18 protein-coding genes, 1 tRNA gene and 1 pseudogene are annotated in these 15,975 nt (G+C 62.9%); 13 read left to right on the top strand and 7 right to left on the bottom strand.

The window, feature by feature from the left end; all coding sequences use genetic code 11:
- Positions 1–13 precede the first annotated feature (13 nt).
- From UB31_RS26080 to aroA, 6 genes are all read right to left on the bottom strand, one after another.
- Entirely contained in the window at positions 14–406 is a 393-nt protein-coding gene (locus tag UB31_RS26080; protein ID WP_045004859.1) for a lipopolysaccharide assembly protein LapA domain-containing protein, read from the bottom strand.
- Between the two features lie 70 nt (positions 407–476).
- Positions 477–782: an integration host factor subunit beta gene (locus UB31_RS26075; RefSeq protein ID WP_007598410.1), complete on the bottom strand. Its 306-nt coding sequence runs from the start codon at positions 780–782 to the stop codon at positions 477–479.
- Positions 783–964: 182 nt separating this feature from the next.
- Positions 965–1,945 carry a signal peptide peptidase SppA gene (gene sppA, locus UB31_RS26070; protein WP_045004857.1) on the bottom strand — a complete coding sequence of 327 codons (981 nt, stop codon included), beginning with the start codon at positions 1,943–1,945 and terminating at the stop codon, positions 965–967.
- A gap of 257 nt (positions 1,946–2,202) precedes the next feature.
- Positions 2,203–3,906 carry a 30S ribosomal protein S1 gene (rpsA, locus tag UB31_RS26065; protein WP_045004855.1) on the bottom strand — a complete coding sequence of 568 codons (1,704 nt, stop codon included), beginning with the start codon at positions 3,904–3,906 and terminating at the stop codon, positions 2,203–2,205.
- Between the two features lie 266 nt (positions 3,907–4,172).
- Positions 4,173–4,811 carry a (d)CMP kinase gene (cmk, locus tag UB31_RS26060; RefSeq protein WP_045004854.1) on the bottom strand — a complete coding sequence of 213 codons (639 nt, stop codon included), beginning with the start codon at positions 4,809–4,811 and terminating at the stop codon, positions 4,173–4,175.
- Complete coding sequence (aroA, locus tag UB31_RS26055) at positions 4,808–6,193, bottom strand: 3-phosphoshikimate 1-carboxyvinyltransferase (RefSeq protein ID WP_156175557.1); 1,386 nt, start codon at positions 6,191–6,193, stop codon at positions 4,808–4,810. Before aroA ends, cmk begins: the two co-directional genes overlap by 4 nt.
- 111 nt (positions 6,194–6,304) lie before the next feature.
- Here aroA and UB31_RS26050 point away from each other — a divergent pair, with 111 nt between their 5' ends.
- Together UB31_RS26050 and UB31_RS26045 are read left to right on the top strand one after the other, a co-directional pair.
- On the top strand, positions 6,305–6,715 hold the full coding sequence (locus UB31_RS26050) for a TIGR02300 family protein (RefSeq protein ID WP_045004853.1): 411 nt from the start codon (positions 6,305–6,307) through the stop codon (positions 6,713–6,715).
- A gap of 66 nt (positions 6,716–6,781) precedes the next feature.
- A tRNA-Ala gene (locus UB31_RS26045) sits at positions 6,782–6,857 on the top strand.
- 66 nt (positions 6,858–6,923) lie between these two features.
- Here UB31_RS26045 and UB31_RS26040 read toward each other — a convergent pair.
- Positions 6,924–7,382, bottom strand: coding sequence for a MarR family winged helix-turn-helix transcriptional regulator (locus UB31_RS26040; RefSeq protein WP_045012922.1), 459 nt, complete (start codon positions 7,380–7,382; stop codon positions 6,924–6,926).
- Between the two features lie 155 nt (positions 7,383–7,537).
- On the opposite strand from UB31_RS26040, the gene UB31_RS26035 reads away from it, so the two are divergent.
- From UB31_RS26035 to UB31_RS40680, 11 genes and pseudogenes are all read left to right on the top strand, one after another.
- Entirely contained in the window at positions 7,538–7,963 is a 426-nt protein-coding gene (locus tag UB31_RS26035) for an organic hydroperoxide resistance protein (RefSeq protein WP_014490914.1), read from the top strand.
- A gap of 234 nt (positions 7,964–8,197) precedes the next feature.
- Positions 8,198–9,376, top strand: coding sequence for a CaiB/BaiF CoA transferase family protein (locus tag UB31_RS26030; protein WP_197090857.1), 1,179 nt, complete (start codon positions 8,198–8,200; stop codon positions 9,374–9,376).
- 223 nt (positions 9,377–9,599) lie between these two features.
- Complete coding sequence (ugpB, locus tag UB31_RS26025; RefSeq protein WP_045012920.1) at positions 9,600–10,916, top strand: sn-glycerol-3-phosphate ABC transporter substrate-binding protein UgpB; 1,317 nt, start codon at positions 9,600–9,602, stop codon at positions 10,914–10,916.
- A gap of 47 nt (positions 10,917–10,963) precedes the next feature.
- On the top strand, positions 10,964–11,845 hold the full coding sequence (ugpA, locus tag UB31_RS26020; RefSeq protein ID WP_045012919.1) for a sn-glycerol-3-phosphate ABC transporter permease UgpA: 882 nt from the start codon (positions 10,964–10,966) through the stop codon (positions 11,843–11,845).
- Positions 11,845–12,693 (top strand): sn-glycerol-3-phosphate ABC transporter permease UgpE, encoded by an 849-nt coding sequence (ugpE, locus tag UB31_RS26015; protein WP_045004844.1) that lies wholly within the window; start codon positions 11,845–11,847, stop codon positions 12,691–12,693. The genes ugpA and ugpE overlap by 1 nt, the downstream gene beginning before the upstream one ends.
- A gap of 20 nt (positions 12,694–12,713) precedes the next feature.
- Positions 12,714–13,796 carry a sn-glycerol-3-phosphate import ATP-binding protein UgpC gene (locus UB31_RS26010; RefSeq protein ID WP_045012918.1) on the top strand — a complete coding sequence of 361 codons (1,083 nt, stop codon included), beginning with the start codon at positions 12,714–12,716 and terminating at the stop codon, positions 13,794–13,796.
- A gap of 214 nt (positions 13,797–14,010) precedes the next feature.
- Positions 14,011–14,436 carry an Hsp20 family protein gene (locus tag UB31_RS26005; RefSeq protein WP_045004840.1) on the top strand — a complete coding sequence of 142 codons (426 nt, stop codon included), beginning with the start codon at positions 14,011–14,013 and terminating at the stop codon, positions 14,434–14,436.
- A 51-nt stretch (positions 14,437–14,487) separates the two neighbouring features.
- Complete coding sequence (locus tag UB31_RS26000; protein WP_011083553.1) at positions 14,488–14,760, top strand: BQ00720 family protein; 273 nt, start codon at positions 14,488–14,490, stop codon at positions 14,758–14,760.
- Positions 14,761–14,884: 124 nt separating this feature from the next.
- The gene (locus UB31_RS25995) at positions 14,885–15,181 is read left to right on the top strand and encodes a type II toxin-antitoxin system Phd/YefM family antitoxin (RefSeq protein ID WP_045004835.1); all 297 of its coding nucleotides are present in this window, start codon (positions 14,885–14,887) and stop codon (positions 15,179–15,181) included.
- Positions 15,178–15,672: a type II toxin-antitoxin system VapC family toxin gene (locus tag UB31_RS25990; RefSeq protein ID WP_045012917.1), complete on the top strand. Its 495-nt coding sequence runs from the start codon at positions 15,178–15,180 to the stop codon at positions 15,670–15,672. Before UB31_RS25995 ends, UB31_RS25990 begins: the two co-directional genes overlap by 4 nt.
- Positions 15,673–15,715: 43 nt before the next feature.
- Positions 15,716–15,817 (top strand): annotated as a pseudogene (locus UB31_RS40680) (DUF1150 family protein); the annotation flags it as partial.
- Positions 15,818–15,975 lie beyond the last annotated feature (158 nt).

Raw genomic sequence — 15,975 nt, 5'->3', positions numbered from 1 at the left:
GTTGCGGCCGCTTCTACAACGTCGCGCGCTGCTTGTCTCGCCCGACGGGACCGTAAAGGCCCACCCCGGAGGGGGCCGGGAGGCGCTGCGGATTGGGCTTTGTAGGGGCCGCCTGGGCCCGCAGATCGGCCAGTTCGACCCGGGCGGCCCGTGCATCCGCCTCATGCCGGCGCGCGGCGCGACGCCAGTGCCGCTGGCCGAACCAGACGGCACAACCGCCGGCCACGACGCCCAGGGCAGCCACCAGGATCAGCAACAGGAACAGCGGCAGCGTGACCGACAGTGCCGGATCAGCCGACATGAAAGGATCGAAGGAGACCGTGACGAAGTGCCGGTTGGCGACCGCGAAAGTCACCAGGATCAGGGCCAGCGGAATCACGATCAGCGCGGTCAGGAATTTTCGCATCTGGCTTCGCTCGCCTTGAATCAAGCCTGCGGCTGCGTCAGGGCCGCTCGGTTAAGCCCGGACGATGGCCTCAGTCGGGCGCGCCTGGATCCGGGTGGTCGCGATTCAGCCGCTCACGCATTTCCTTGCCGGTCTTGAAGAACGGAACGCTCTTCTGGTCGACAGGGACATGAGCGCCGGTTCGCGGATTGCGACCGGCGCGTGCGGGGCGGTGCTTCACCGAGAAAGCACCGAAGCCGCGCAGCTCGACGCGGTCTCCGCGCGCGAGTGCCGCTACGATCTCCTCGAGAATCGCATTCACAATGTTCTCGACATCCCGCTGGTACAGATGCGGGTTGTGCTCGGCGATACGCTGAACAAGTTCGGATTTGATCATCGAGAGATAGGACCCGGAAGCGTGCGGATGACCATTTCCGTGAAAATGCCTTGATCTGTCAAGACGCTAAATGAAGGTTGAGCGTCGTGAAAATGCGTGACAAATGCCGAAAAAGCGGGCTGACCCACCACCCGCCAGACGCGAAAAACCTTCGAGGCTCGCTTGGTTCCGGCCAGTTCCGGTCAATTCGACGCGGCCGGTTGCCACAGGGCCAGCATTCCATCCATTCCGAAGCGATCGACCGCCTGCGCAACGCCAGTTTGCCCGATCTGATGCGCAATCGAGCTTAAACCAAGCGCTTCCAGCGTGACGGCGGCAGCAGTCCTGAGAAACGGCAGGTCGCTGAAGCGGGGTTCGAGCTTATAATCGCGCACGCTGAGACCCTTCTTGACGCCCTTCTGCTCCTCGAGCCAGGTCACAGCCGTCTTCTCGTCGCCGAGCTGATCAATCAGCTTGAGATCAATCGCCTGGCGTCCCGTGAAGACGCGGCCATCGACCACTTTTTCGAGCTGCGTGTCATCCATGCCACGCCGTTGCTTCACCAAATCCTTGAACCAGGCATAGGAGTCCTTCACCAGCGCATCGAGCGCGGCCCGCGCCTCGGGGCTGGTCGGCTCAAAACCGTTGGGCGCGGCCTTCAGCGGCGTGGACTTCACTTCCTCGACCTTGACGCCAATGGTCTTCAGCAGCTCGCTGACGTTGGGAAACTGGAACAGCACACCGATCGAGCCGACCAGCGAGCTCTGCTGGGCGATGATGTGATCGCTCGCAATCGCGGTGATGTAGCCGCCGGAAGCCGCAAGACCTTCGACCACGACGACCATCGGCTTCTTCGCCTTCAGGCGCGTCAGCGAATCGTAGAGCTGCTCGGAGCCGGCGGTGGTGCCGCCCGGCGAGTTGATGTGAACGATGACGGCCGCGGCCTGCGAATTCTCCAGCCGCTCCAGCGCCCGCGTGCGCTCGGAATCACTGCGGATCAGGCCGTCGACCTGCACGCGCGCGATCGAGCCGGCGGAAGCGAAGGTGCCGCGCCCACTGGGCGTCACGATCAGTGCAAAGCCCGCGATCGCCGCGATTGCGATCAGCGCAGCTGTGACGCGCCAGAACGTCAGCTTGCGACGGATCCTGCGGCGATCGACGATGATGTCCGAATCGAGCGACATCGGAATATCTCCAGGTGAGAAGCCACCGCGTTGTGCCGTCACAGCGTGACCATTGGCTTATCTGGATACATCAATTGCGGCGCAATTTGAAGAAAACAAGGCCTGTGCCGTGTAGCCCGGATGGAGCGCAGCGCAATCCGGGGAGCCACATAAAGACTTTCCCGGATTTCGCTACGCTCCATCCGGGCTACGACAGCACCAACAAAAAAGCCCCGGCTCGCGCCGGGGCTTCGATGCTTGCGAAACAGGCGTTTCGCTTACTTGTCGCGGTTCTTGAGCGCGGTGCCGAGGATGTCACCGAGCGTCGCTCCCGAATCGGAGGAGCCGTACTGCGCGATGGCTTCCTTCTCTTCGGCGACTTCGAGCGCCTTGATCGACACCTGGACCTTGCGGGCCTTCTTGTCGAACTGGATCACGCGGGCATCAACCTTCTCGCCGACGGCAAAGCGTTCGGCGCGCTGGTCGTTGCGGTCACGGGCGAGCTCCGAGCGCTTGATGAAGGTCGAGAAGTCGGTACCGGTGATCTTCACCTCGATGCCGCTTTCCTTCACTTCGAGCACTTCGCAGGTCACGACCGCGCCCTTCTTGACATCGCCCGGCTCGGCGAATGGGTCGCCTTCGAGCTGCTTGATGCCAAGCGAGATACGCTCCTTCTCGACGTCCACATCGAGCACCACGGCTTTCACCACGTCGCCCTTCTTGTAGTTGTCGATCACCTGCTCGCCCGGAAGCTTCCAGTCGAGGTCGGAGAGATGGACCATGCCGTCGACGTCGCCTTCGAGACCCAGGAACAGACCGAACTCGGTCTTGTTCTTGACCTCGCCCTCGACGGTCGAACCGGTCGGGTGACCTTCGACGAAGACCTCCCAGGGGTTGCGCATGGTCTGCTTGAGACCGAGCGAGATGCGGCGCTTGACGGAATCGACTTCCAGCACCTGCACTTCGACTTCCTGCGAGGTCGACACGATCTTGCCGGGGTGCATGTTCTTCTTGGTCCACGACATCTCGGAGACGTGGATCAGGCCTTCGATGCCCGGCTCGAGCTCGACGAACGCGCCGTAGTCGGTGATGTTGGTGACACGGCCGGTGAAGCGCGAACCCAGCGGGTACTTGGCTTCGATGCCCTGCCACGGATCATCCAGCAGCTGCTTCATGCCCAGCGAGATGCGGTGCGTCTCGTGGTTGATCTTGATGATCTTGACCTTCACGGTCTGGCCGATCGAGAGCACCTCGGTCGGGTGGTTGACGCGGCGCCACGCGATGTCGGTGACGTGCAGCAGGCCGTCGATGCCGCCGAGATCAACGAACGCACCGTAATCGGTGATGTTCTTGACCACGCCGTCGATGACCTGACCCTCTTCGAGGTTCTGCACCAGCTCCTGACGCTGCTCGGCGCGGGTCTCTTCCAGCACCGTGCGGCGGGAGACGACGATGTTGCCGCGGCGGCGATCCATCTTGAGGATCTGGAACGGCTGCGCGTTGTTCATCAGCGGCGCGACGTCGCGGATCGGACGGATGTCGACCTGCGAGCGCGGCAGGAACGCCACGGCGCCGTCGAGGTCGACGGTGAAACCACCCTTGACCTGGTTGAAGATGACGCCCGTGACCTTTTCGTTGCCCTGGAACGCCTTCTCGAGCTTGCCCCAGCTCTCTTCGCGGCGCGCCTTGTCGCGCGACAGCACGGCTTCGCCGAGAGCGTTTTCGATGCGATCGAGGAACACTTCCACCTCGTCGCCAACCTTGATCTCGCTCTCACGGCCGGGGCCGGAAAATTCGCGCAACGCGACGCGGCCTTCGGTCTTCAGGCCGACGTCGATGACGGCCATGTCCTTTTCAATTGCAACCACCTTGCCCTTGACGACGGAGCTCTCCTGCAGGCTGCCACCTGCGAAGGACTCGTCGAGCATCGCGGCGAAATCATCGCGCGAGGGGCTATAGGTATCAGCGGAAGTCGAAGCCATTTGTTCTCCAGTTGCGGATGTCTTGCCGGCCGTTGGGTTCAAAGGGCGTATCGCGCGCGCAGTGTCGGAAGGTCCGCAAGACCTTCGAGCGACCGCTCGTTGCTCCGGCCTGCGACCGGAACAGCGGAAGCGGGCCGGCTGGGCCCGCGCATTCGATACGTGGAAATCTTTGTCCGGAGCCTGGATCGCGCCGGCCCCAAACAAGGGACCGAGGGTATCGACCTCAAAGAGCGGGAGCGGGCGCTTCCTCCAATGACGACCGCGGCTTAACCCCGCGGACGGCCCGCTCGGACGGCCTCGATAATGTCGATGGCGGCCCGGACGCCGCCTTCTATATCCAGTTGGGAGTTATCTAGCAAGTAAGCATCCGAGGCGGGTTTCAGGGGCGCAATCGGCCTGTTCTTGTCCCGTTCGTCGCGCTGGATGATATCGGCCAGCACGGCCGCCTCGTCCGCCTCCTCGCCTCGTGCCTTGGCCTCCATGGTCCGGCGCCGCGCGCGGACCTTGGGGTCGGCGACCACGAAGATCTTCACGTCGGCATGGGGGCAGATCACGGTTCCAATGTCCCGGCCGTCCAGCACGGCGCCGGGCGGATCGGCGGCGAATTGCCGCTGGAAATTGACCAGGGCTTCGCGAACCCTGGGGATTGCCGAGACGATCGAGGCGCCCTCACCGACCTTCTGGGTCTTCAGGGCGGAATTGCCGAACTTTTCGGGATCGAGTTCCAGGGCAGCGGCAACCGCCGCCGCCTCGTCCCGGAGATCATGACCGGTCTGCATCAGGGCGTAGGCCACCGCGCGGTAGATCACGCCGGTATCGAGGTGACGATAGCCGTAATGGTGGGCGAGCCGCTTGCCGAGCGTCCCCTTGCCCGAGGCCGCGGGTCCATCGATGGCGATAATCATGAAAACTCGGCCCCAAGCGAACGCATCATCGGAATGAAATCCGGAAAACTGGTTGCGATAAAGGCGGTATCGTCGACGGTCACCGGCTGGTCGGACGCGCAGCCCATCACCAGCGCAGACATCGCGATGCGATGATCCATGTGGGTGGCGACGAGGCCGCCGCCGGGGACATGGCCGCGGCCTTCGACGATCAGATCGTCGCCGGAGACTTCGACTTTGACGCCGTTGACGCGGAGCATGGCGGCGGTGGCTTCGAGCCGATCGGATTCCTTGACGCGCAGCTCTTGCAGGCCGCGCATGACGGTCGTGCCTTCGGCGAAGGCGGCCGCCACCGCCAGCACCAGATATTCGTCGATCATCGAGGGCGCGCGCTCCGGCGGCACTTCGACGCCGCGCAATTTCGAGGCCCGCACGCGCAGCTGCGCCATCGGCTCGCCGGCATCGCCGCGCACTTCGCTCTCCTCGATCGAGGCGCCCATTTCGCGCAGCGTCGTAAACAGACCGGTGCGCAGCGGGTTGGTCATGACGTCGGACAGGACGACGTCGGAGCCGTCCACGATCAGCGCCGCGACGACTGGAAATGCCGCGGAGGAAGGATCGGCGGGAACGATCACGGTGGCGCCGTGCAATTCTGGTTGGCCCACGAGCGTGATGCGGCGGCCGTGTGTACCTTCGGCCGTCGAGGTGATGTCGGCACCGAAATGCTTCAGCATCAATTCAGTATGGTCGCGGCTGGCCTCGGACTCGATCACGGTCGTGCTGCCCGGCGCAGACAGCCCCGCCAGCAACACGGCCGATTTGATCTGGGCCGAGGCGACCGGGGTCTTGTAGGTGATCGGCAGCGGATCGCGCGCACCCTGGACCCTCAGCGGCAGACGACCGCCCTCGCCGCCGGAAACGACCTTGGCGCCGATCTTTTCGAGCGGATCCAGGATCCGGCGCATCGGGCGGGTGCGGAGCGAGGCGTCGCCGTCAAAAACCGCCGAGATCGGGCAGCCCGCGACGGCGCCCATGACCAGGCGGCAACCGGTGCCGGAGTTGCCGAAATCCAGCGGGTCCTTGGGCTGGGCAAAGCCCGCGACGCCCACGCCGCGCACCTTCCAGGCAAAATCTCCGGTGCGCTCCACGGTTGCACCGAGTGCCTGCATGGATTTGGCGGTGTTGAGGACGTCCTCGCCCTCCAGCAGGCCCGAAATCCGAGTTTCGCCGACCGCAAGCGCGCCCAGGATCAGGGCGCGGTGGGAGATCGACTTGTCCCCGGGCACCCGAACTTTCCCGGTCAGGGGGCCGCTTGAGCGCGACTGAAGCGGCGTCGGCTGGTCGGAATGAGTCAAGATTGTGTCCTTGGATGTGCCCTGGAGGCTCGCGGGCACGTACCACATGGCCTCCCCGCAGTCACCGGCATGTCTTTCTCCCGTAATGCGCTATTGACAGCGGCCCGCCAACTAGCCAAGTGAAACACCGCTTTTCAGACATCCCAGGATTCCTCTGCCGTGGCCAAGTCCGAACTCGGAACCAAACGCATTTGCCCAACTACGGGCAAGAAGTTCTATGACCTCAACAAGACTCCGGTGATCTCGCCCTATACCGGTGAAGTCGTGCCGATCGCGCCCGTGGCGCCCGCGCGCGCAACCCGCGGCGCCGAACCCCGGCACGCGCCGGCGGCCGCCGACACCACGCCGGAGCCGGCCGAGGTCGAAGAGGTCTCGCTCGAGGAGGCCGATGCCGAAGAGAACACCGGCAAGGTCAAGGCCGTCGTGCCCGAATCGGAGGACGATATCGAGGTCGACGAGACCATCGACGACGACGATGATGACGATTCGACCTTCATTGCCGACGAAGAAGAGGGTGATGAGGACGTGACCGACATCATTGGTGACGTCGGAGGCGACGAAGAGACTTGAGATAATCCCAGAACTGTGGTTCTGGGTCTCACCCGACGCGTCGCCCAAGGCGCGCCGGACGGTTAAGGGGCCATAGCTCAGCTGGGAGAGCGCTTGCATGGCATGCAAGAGGTCGGCGGTTCGATCCCGCCTGGCTCCACCAGCCTTCGCGAAGCGAAGGCTGGTGCACCGAAGCCCGCAGGGCGAAGGTGCGCTTCGACGAGTTCCCCTACTCCCCGATCACCGCATTGAGTCGGTCGCGCAGCGCGACGATCTCGTCTTTCATCGCCACCAGCTCCGACACCGAACAGTCCGACGCCGCCAGGATCGACTGCGGTACAGCGCGCGCTTTTTCCTTCAGCGCGTGGCCCTGGGACGTCAGCGCGATCAGCACCTGGCGTTCGTCCTCGCTGCTACGGGTGCGCTTGACCAGATGGGCGGCCTCCAGACGCTTGAGCAGCGGCGTCAGCGTGCCCGAATCGAGAAACAGCTTTTCGCCGATGTCCTTCAACGGCACGTCGTCTCGCTCCCACAGCACCAGCATCACCAGATATTGCGGATAGGTCAGGCCGAGCTGATCGAGCAGCGGCTTGTAGACGCGGTTGAAGGCGTGCGCGGCCGAATAGACCGCAAAGCAGATCTGGTTATCGAGCCGCTGCGGATCCAGCGCGGATTGTTTTCGAGCCATGTTCGATCCCGTGAGATTCGTCTTGTCATTCTGGGCCCTGGCAGGCGCCTATTCAATTGCGAACAATTAAATGTGAGGCATGCAAATTTCAATTGCACACAATCTAATTGCCTGCGATATAGAACGCACCCCAACCGGAACCCAGGGAGACGAAAATGTCCGTGAATGTCCTCTACAAGACCAGCGCAAAAGCCACCGGCGGCCGCGACGGCCATGCCGCAACCCTCGACGGCGCGCTCGACGTCAAGCTCACCACGCCGAAGGAGCTCGGTGGCGGAGGCGGCGCCGGCAACAATCCCGAACAGCTGTTTGCGGCCGGCTATGCCGCCTGCTTCATCGGCGCGATGAAGTTCGTGGCCTCGCAGGGCGGCCCGAAGGTCCCGGCTGACGCCTCCGTCACCTCGACCGTCGGCATCGGCCCGCGCTCGGCCGGCGGCTTTGGCCTCGACATCGATCTCGCCGTCTCGCTGCCGGGCCTTGCCCGCGCGGAAGCCGAGGCGCTGGTCGAGAAGGCCCACCAGGTGTGCCCGTACTCCAACGCGACGCGCGGCAATGTCGACGTCCGCCTGACGGTCGTCTGATCGTAGATGCGGATTGGCTGGCCCGGGATCCCCCTCGGGCCGGCCGCTTCCGTTTGATTTGCCAGTTCTTGATTTGCCATCCCGCGGCATGTGGCGCGCGCCCCGCATAACGCCCTACGCAACAAGCCATTGCTGGCGTGCACGAACCTCGCTAGGCCTGTGATCAACGATCGACACAGAGGAAGCGAAGGCATGAGTTCTGAAGCCGCCAGTTCTGGAGCAGCATTAGGCGCAATGAGCGGACTGCGCGTCATCGATCTCACGCGCGTGCTCGGCGGTCCCTACTGCACCCAGATCCTCGCCGACCATGGCGCCGACGTGATCAAGGTCGAGCCGCCCGCGGGTGACGAGGTACGCGACTGGGGCCCTCCCTTCCATGAGGAAGACGCGGCCTATTTCGTCGGCATCAACCGCAACAAGCGCTCGATCGCCCTCGACCTCGCCTCCGAGGGCGGCCGAACCGTGCTGCTCAAGATGCTGGAGACGGCCGACGTCCTGATCGAGAATTTCAAGCCGGGCACGCTGGAGAAATGGGGCATCGGCAACGAAGTCCTGAGCAAGAAATTCCCGCGCCTGGTGCATTGCCGGATCTGCGGCTTCGGCGCCGACGGTCCGCGCGGCGGCAATCCCGGCTATGACGCCATCATCCAGGCCATGACCGGCATGATCGCGGCGACCGGCTCGCCCGAGAGCGGACCGATGCGGATCGGCGTGCCGCTGGTCGACATCGGCACAGGGCTCTACGCGGCGATCGGCATCCTGATGGCGCTGTCGGAGCGGCAGCGCTCGGGCCAGGGCCAGTTCCTGGAGACGACGCTGTACGAGACCGGCCTCGCCATCATGCATCCGCACACCGCGAACTATTTCATGCATGGCAAGCCGCCCGGCCTGACCGGCAACGAGCATCCCAATCTCGTGCCTTACGCGATCTTCCCGACCAAGACCGACAACATCTTCATCGGCGTCGGCAATGACGGCACCTTCCGCAAGCTCGCCAAAGAGATCGGCAAGCCCGAGCTCGGCACCGATCCGCGCTTTGCCCGCAACAAGGACCGCATCGCCAATCGCGAGGCGCTGCGTGCCGAGCTTGCCGCCGTGTTCAGCCAGCACGAGGCCGAGCCGCTGTGCAACCGCCTGCTTGCCGCCGGCCTGCCCGCAGGTCCTGTGCAGAAGATCGACCAGGCGTTGACCAACCCGCACACGATCGCCCGCGGCGATATCATCGAGAAGGACTGGTACAAGGGCGTGGCGTCGCCGATCCGGCTCGATCGCAGCAAACCGAGCCTGCGTCGCCTGCCGCCGAAATTCAGCCAGCACGCCCGGGAGGTGCTGGGCGAGTTCGGCTACTCCAAGGCCGAGATCGACGCGATGGTCGAGAAGGGCACGGTCTGCGGGCCCGAGCGCAAGCGCTAGGCCCCTCGCCCCCGCATCCAACGAGCGATGCCGCACTGCGGCGCGGGCACCTGTGTGTGCACCGCGAACGGATGAGGCTGCTCGCGACGCGTTCGCCTATTTGACAGCTTCCCTTTTCCCGCGCTTGCCGCTTTCGTTTCGGCCGCTTACACAGTCATGTGAACGTCATATGGCGCTGCTAGCGCAAGCGCTTGTTTATTGACGGCCAAGGGAGGTTTTTTTGATGGCTCTTCGACATTTTGGGGCGGCTGCCGCATTTGCAGTCACGGTTGGCATGGGTGTCTCGCCGGCCCTGGCTGTGACCGAAATCCAGTGGTGGCACGCGATGACCGGCGCCAACAACGACGTCATCGTCAAGCTCGCCACCGACTTCAACGCGTCGCAGAGCGACTACAAGGTCATCCCGACCTACAAGGGCAACTATCCCGACACGATGAACGCCGGCATCGCGGCCTTCCGCGCCGGCAACGCCCCGCACATCATGCAGGTGTTCGAAGTCGGCACCGCGACCATGATGGCCGCGACCGGCGCGGTGAAGCCCGTCTACAAGCTGATGGCCGACGCCGGCGAGAAGTTCGATCCGAAGAATTATCTGTCCGCGATCACCGGTTACTATTCGACCTCGAAGGGCGAGATGCTGTCGTTCCCCTTCAACTCGTCGTCGACCGTGATGTGGGTCAACCTCGATGAGCTGAAGAAGGCCAATATCGAGGTCCCGAAGACCTGGCCCGAAACATTCGAGGCCGCCAAGAAGCTCCACGACAACGGCCATCCGACTTGCGGCTTCTCCGGCTCCTGGGTCACCTGGGTCAATCTCGAGCAGCTCTCGGCCTGGCACAACGTGCCGCTCGCCAGCAAGGCCAACGGCCTCGACGGCTTCGACACCGTGCTCGAGTTCAACGGACCGCTCCAGCTCAAGCATCTCGAGAAGCTGGTCGAGCTGCAGAAGGACAAGACCTACGACTACGCCGGCCGCACCAACACCGGCGAAGGCCGCTTCACCTCGGGCGAGTGCGCGATCTACCTGACCTCGTCGGCCTTCTTCGGCAACGTCAAGGCGCAGGCCAAGTTCAACTTCTCCGCCGTGCCGATGCCGTATTATCCGGACGTCAAGGGCGCGCCGCAGAACTCGATCATCGGCGGCGCTTCGCTCTGGGTCATGGGCGGCAAGTCGGCCGACGAATACAAGGGCGTCGCAAAATTCCTGACCTTCCTCTCGGATACCGATCGCCAGGTCTATATCCACAAGGCCTCGGGCTATCTGCCGATCACCAAGGCAGCCTATGCCAAGGCGAAGGAGGAAGGCTTCTACAAGGACCAGCCCTATCTCGAGACCCCGCTGCTCGAGCTGACCAACAAGGAGCCCACCGAGAATTCACGCGGTCTGCGCCTCGGCAACATGGTTCAGCTGCGTGACGTCTGGTCGGAAGAGATCGAGCAGGCGCTGGCCGGCAAGAAGACCGCCAAGCAGGCGCTGGATACGGCTGTCGAGCGCGGCAACACGATGCTGCGTCAGTTCGAAAAGACCGCTGTGAAGTGAGGCGATGAGCGGCAGGCCGCGATCCGGCCTGCCGCTCTGCTGACATCATGCAAAAGCAAGCCATTTTCCAAGCAAAGCTGTTGCCCTACGCGCTGGTTGCCCCGCAACTCGCGATCGTCCTGATATTTTTCTACTGGCCCGCCGCGCAGGCGGTGATCCAGTCCTTCCTGCTTCAGGATGCCTTCGGTCTCTCGACGAGCTTCATCTGGTTTGATAATTACATCGAGCTGTTCCAGGACCCCGCCTATTACGAGGCCATCGTCCGGACCTTCTTCTTCTCGTTCGCGATCGCCGTCTCGTCGCTATCCTTCGCGCTCTTGCTCGCCGTGATGGCGGACAAGCCGCTGCGCGGCTCGATGCTCTACCGCACGCTGCTGATCTGGCCCTATGCGGTGGCGCCGCCCGTCGTCGGCGTGCTCTGGATCTTCATGCTGCATCCCTCGCTTGGCGTGCTCTCGCGCTATCTGCGCGGAATGGGCGTCGACTGGAATCCGCTGCTCGATGGCGACCAGGCGGCAGCACTGATCATCCTCGCCGCCGCGTGGAAGCAGATCTCCTACAACTTCCTGTTCTTCCTCGCCGGCCTGCAAGCCATCCCGAAAAGCGTGTTCGAGGCTGCTGCGATCGACGGCGCACGCCCGATGCGGCGGTTCTGGACCGTGACCTTCCCGCTGCTGTCGCCGACCATCTTCTTCTTGCTGGTCGTCAACATCGTCTACGCCTTCTTCGACACTTTCGGCATCATCGACACCATGACCCGCGGCGGTCCGGGCACATCGACGGTCACGCTGGTCTACAAGGTCTATACCGACGGCCTGCTCGGCGGCAATCTCGGCAGCTCCGCGGCGCAGTCGGTGATCCTGATGGTCATGGTCATCGTGCTGACGGGAATCCAGTTCCGCTTCGTCGAACGCAAGGTGACCTACTGATGGTCGAGGAAGAGGGCTTTCGGCGCTACGTCGCCCACGCCATTCTCTGGATCGGGATCGCGATCGTCGCATTCCCGGTCTACATCGCGATCGTCGCCTCGACCCAGGACAACGCGCTGATCGCCAACGGGCAGATGTCGCTTCTGCCCGGCGGGCATTTCTTCGAGGTCTACTACCAGACCATCTTCGTCGGCACGAGCGGCTCGACCCGCGAACCCGTCGGCAACATGATGCTGAACTCGCTGGTGATGGCGCTGTTGATCGCGGTCGGCAAGATCGCGATCTCGATCATCTCGGCCTATGCGATCGTGTATTTCCGCTTTCCGTTCCGGATGCCGATCTTCTGGATCATCTTCATCACGCTGATGCTGCCGGTCGAGGTCCGCATCTATCCGACCTACAAGATCGTCGCCGATCTGCACATGCTGGACAGCTATGCCGGCCTGGCGCTGCCGCTGATCGCATCGGCCACCGCGACGTTGTTGTTCCGCCAGTTCTTCATGACCGTGCCGGATGAGCTTCTGGAAGCCTCGCGCATCGACGGCGCGGGCCCGTTACGCTTCTTCTGGGACACGCTGCTGCCGCTGTCGCGCACCAACATGGCGGCGCTGTTCGTGATCCTCTTCATCCTCGGCTGGAATCAATATCTCTGGCCGTTGCTCATCACCACCCGCGACGACATGCAGACCATCCAGGTCGGCATCCGCAAGATGATCACCACCACCGACGCGCTGACCGAATGGCCGGTCGTGATGGCGACCGCCGTGCTGGCCATGCTGCCGCCGGTGTTCGTCGTCGTCGCCATGCAGAGATTGTTCGTGCGCGGCCTGGTCGAGACCGAGAAGTAGATTTTTAGAAGTGAGTTTTCATGGCTAACGTCACCCTGCGCAACGTCCGCAAGACCTATCCCGGTGGCTTCGAGGCCATCAAGGGCGTCAATGTCGATGTCGCCGACGGGCAGTTCTGCGTGTTGGTCGGCCCTTCCGGCTGCGGCAAGTCGACGCTGCTCCGCATGGTCGCAGGCCTCGAGACCGTCTCAGGCGGCGAGATCGATATCGGCGGCCGCGTGGTCAACCAGGTCGAACCCGCCGATCGCGACATCGCGATGGTGTTCCAGAACTACGCGCTCTATCCGCATATGAGCGTCTTCAACAACATGGCCTACGGCCTGCGCAACCGCGGCATGAAGGAGGCCGAGGTCAAGACCCGCGTCGACGAAGCCGCGCGGGTGCTCGAGCTCACGCCGATGCTGGAGCGCAAGCCGCGCCAGCTCTCCGGCGGCCAACGCCAGCGCGTCGCGATGGGCCGCGCCATCGTGCGCCAGCCAAAAGTGTTCCTGTTCGACGAGCCGCTCTCCAATCTCGATGCCAAACTGCGCATCGCGATGCGCGTCGAGATCCGCAAATTGCAGCGCCGGCTCAGCACGACGTCGATCTACGTAACCCACGACCAGCTCGAGGCGATGACGCTCGCCGATATTCTCGTGGTGATGAATGGCGGCCAGGTCGAGCAGTTCGGCAATCCGCTTGCCATCTACGAGAAGCCGGCGACGACATTCGTGGCCTCCTTCATCGGCGCACCGCCGATGAATCTGATGTCGATGCGTGCCGACGAAATCAAATCGCAGATCGGCAATTCAGGCGACGCCGGCATCCTCGGCATCCGCCCGGAAGATTTTGTCATCACCGACCAGACGCCCGCCGGCGGTGTCGCATTGCCGCTCACCGTTGAAGCGATCGAGCGCGTCGGCGCCGAAACCTTCATTTACGGTTCCCGCAAGCAGGATGAGCAGCGCATTGCCGCCAATCCCGGCGAGCTGCCGCCCGGCGAGGTCATCGTCCGCATTCCCGGCTCCGAGGCGCCGCCGATCGGCCAAAAGATCCGGGTCGCGGCGGTGCGGGCGAAGCTGCATTTGTTCAGCGACGACGGGCGGACCCGAATCGAGGCCTGAGGCTTTCCGGAGCCGGCTCGATAAAAAACGCGAAAACAACCCCATGCACAGTAGCCGTCAAGGGCCTCCCGGTCATTCCGGGCGTCCAAACGACGCTGTGCAGGGCCCCAGCTACGTCCTTGAACCCACACGGGGTTATGACCATATTGCTGACCAAGGGGTGCCGTGCAGGGCCCTGAAATGCCAAAGTCGCTTCGAGAGGACTTTGTAAACTATGTCTCGTGTTCCCACGCTTTCCAGTCCGTTCCTTCTGGGCTTCGACGAGATTGAGCGCGTGCTCGATCGCGTCGTCAAAGGCGCCGACGGTTACCCTCCCTACAATATCGAGAGGTGCGACCGATCCGACGGCCAGCCCGAGCGGCTGCGCATCACGCTGGCGGTTGCTGGATTCACCCGCGACCAACTCGATGTAACCATTGAGGAAAACCAGCTCGTGATTCGCGGGCGGCAGCAGGACGACAAGACCCGGCAATACATCCATCGCGGCATCGCCGCGCGCCACTTCCAGCGCACTTTCGTGCTGGCGGAGGGGATGCTGGTGCTGGGTGCGGATCTGAAGAACGGATTGCTGGCGATCGATCTTGCCCGGCCGGAACCGGAAAGGATCGTTAAGACAATCGCTATCAATGAGCACGAATAATGGAACGAGTAGCGGACTCGACCGCTTAGTTTCAGTGAAGGAGTCGAGACCATGAGTGAAGGTCACGTTGCGTTCGAATACGAAGCCAAGAACGTCTCGCCGGAGACGCTGGCAACCCTCGGCGAAGGCCATATCGCCTATGTGAAGCAGATCCGCTCCGAAGACGTTCCGGGCCTGTTTCCCGAAGCGCCGAAAATCGCGCCGGGCCTCAAGCTGTTCGCGCTCCACGCTGCCGACGGCACGCCGATCATGCTGACCGACAGCCGCGAAGCCGCGGTCGCAAATGCCTGGAGCAACGAGCTGCAAGCGGTGAGCGTGCACTGAGCACGCGCACGTCGCACGAAGAGAGATTTGGCGGGCATGCCTTCGCAGGAAGGCGTGCCCGTTTTGCTTTGACTGCCGAATTCGGATACTCTAAATTCTGGTTGATCCGACCAGAAAGAATTGCATGACGGCAAAGCGTCCCTCTACGAAGAAGAAGGGCTCTCAATCCGGGCGATGGAGTCTTCAGGATGCGAAGACTCACCTGAGCCAGATTGTCAGAGAGGCCCAACGCATCGGACCGCAGCGCGTCACGCTGCATGGGAAAGACGCAGCGGTTATTATCGCGGCAGAGGAATTCGATCGCCTCAAACGGCCCGTGAGTGGCCGCGACATCGTTACGGTCCTTGCCAAATCCCCGTTGGACGACGTGGAATTTGAACGCCTGACCATCAAATCCAAAGTTCGGGACGTCGAGCTTTGAGAGGATGGCTGCTCGATACCAACGTGGTTTCGGAACTACGCAGGTCTAAGGCTAACCATGACGTTGTAAATTTTGTTGCCGGCCAAAGCGGCGACAACCTCTATGTCACGGAGATCACGTTCGCTGAAATCGTCTATGGCATCGAACAACTGTCCGACCCTGCCAGGCGCGCAGATCTTCAATCGTGGCTGGACAACATGCTTCGACCGCTGTTCGCGGGTAGGGCTCTTGCCATCACCGAAGATGTCATCGTGCGGTGGAAAACGATGATCGTCGAGGGGCGCAAGCGCCGCCATACGTTCGGGCAGCCAGACTTGTTCATCGTGGCCATCGCCGCTCTGCAGGATCTGGTCGTGGTAACACGCGACATCGACGAATTCGTCGAAGCGCGCGTGCCGGTGTTTGATCCGTGGACGCACAAGTTCTACCGTCACGGCAACGAGACGCTCATGCGGCTTCCCGTGACGCTCGAAGCAATCTCTAAACTATAGCGGAAACGGTCGCTTTACGCCGCGGTCGCGGGCGGCAGTGCCGCTCCACGCCGCCGACGGCACGCCGATCATGCTGACCGACAGCCGCGAAGCCGCAGTCGCGAATGCCTGGAGCAACGAGCTGCAAGCGGTGAGCGTGCACTGAGCGCGCGCACGTCGCACGAATGGGATTTTGACGAGCATGCCTTCGCACGAAGGCGTGCCCGTTTTTATTTTGGGCGATGACGTTTCCGCGCCGTCATTGCGAGCGCAGCGAAGCAATCCAGAGTGTTTCCGCTGAGGCAGTCTGGATTGCTTCGTCGC

The sequence above is a fragment of the Bradyrhizobium sp. LTSP849 genome (assembly GCF_000938255.1).
Taxonomy (GTDB): Bacteria; Pseudomonadota; Alphaproteobacteria; order Rhizobiales; family Xanthobacteraceae; genus Bradyrhizobium.
The sequence above is the reverse complement of the archived record's forward strand: the minus strand, read 5'-3'. Positions and strand labels throughout refer to the sequence as shown.

Excerpts from the sequence above, each read along its gene's own strand:
- UB31_RS26080 (WP_045004859.1), bottom strand. The coding sequence starts at position 406 with ATGCGAAAATTCCTGACCGCGCTGATCGTGATTCCGCTGGCCCTGATC.
- UB31_RS26075 (WP_007598410.1), bottom strand. The coding sequence starts at position 782 with ATGATCAAATCCGAACTTGTTCAGCGTATCGCCGAGCACAACCCGCAT.
- sppA (WP_045004857.1), bottom strand. The coding sequence starts at position 1,945 with ATGTCGCTCGATTCGGACATCATCGTCGATCGCCGCAGGATCCGTCGC.
- rpsA (WP_045004855.1), bottom strand. The coding sequence starts at position 3,906 with ATGGCTTCGACTTCCGCTGATACCTATAGCCCCTCGCGCGATGATTTC.
- cmk (WP_045004854.1), bottom strand. The coding sequence starts at position 4,811 with ATGATTATCGCCATCGATGGACCCGCGGCCTCGGGCAAGGGGACGCTC.
- aroA (WP_156175557.1), bottom strand. The coding sequence starts at position 6,193 with ATGTGGTACGTGCCCGCGAGCCTCCAGGGCACATCCAAGGACACAATC.
- UB31_RS26040 (WP_045012922.1), bottom strand. The coding sequence starts at position 7,382 with ATGGCTCGAAAACAATCCGCGCTGGATCCGCAGCGGCTCGATAACCAG.
- UB31_RS26035 (WP_014490914.1), top strand. The coding sequence starts at position 7,538 with ATGTCCGTGAATGTCCTCTACAAGACCAGCGCAAAAGCCACCGGCGGC.
- UB31_RS26030 (WP_197090857.1), top strand. The coding sequence starts at position 8,198 with ATGAGCGGACTGCGCGTCATCGATCTCACGCGCGTGCTCGGCGGTCCC.
- ugpB (WP_045012920.1), top strand. The coding sequence starts at position 9,600 with ATGGCTCTTCGACATTTTGGGGCGGCTGCCGCATTTGCAGTCACGGTT.
- ugpA (WP_045012919.1), top strand. The coding sequence starts at position 10,964 with ATGCAAAAGCAAGCCATTTTCCAAGCAAAGCTGTTGCCCTACGCGCTG.
- ugpE (WP_045004844.1), top strand. The coding sequence starts at position 11,845 with ATGGTCGAGGAAGAGGGCTTTCGGCGCTACGTCGCCCACGCCATTCTC.
- UB31_RS26010 (WP_045012918.1), top strand. The coding sequence starts at position 12,714 with ATGGCTAACGTCACCCTGCGCAACGTCCGCAAGACCTATCCCGGTGGC.
- UB31_RS26005 (WP_045004840.1), top strand. The coding sequence starts at position 14,011 with ATGTCTCGTGTTCCCACGCTTTCCAGTCCGTTCCTTCTGGGCTTCGAC.
- UB31_RS26000 (WP_011083553.1), top strand. The coding sequence starts at position 14,488 with ATGAGTGAAGGTCACGTTGCGTTCGAATACGAAGCCAAGAACGTCTCG.
- UB31_RS25995 (WP_045004835.1), top strand. The coding sequence starts at position 14,885 with ATGACGGCAAAGCGTCCCTCTACGAAGAAGAAGGGCTCTCAATCCGGG.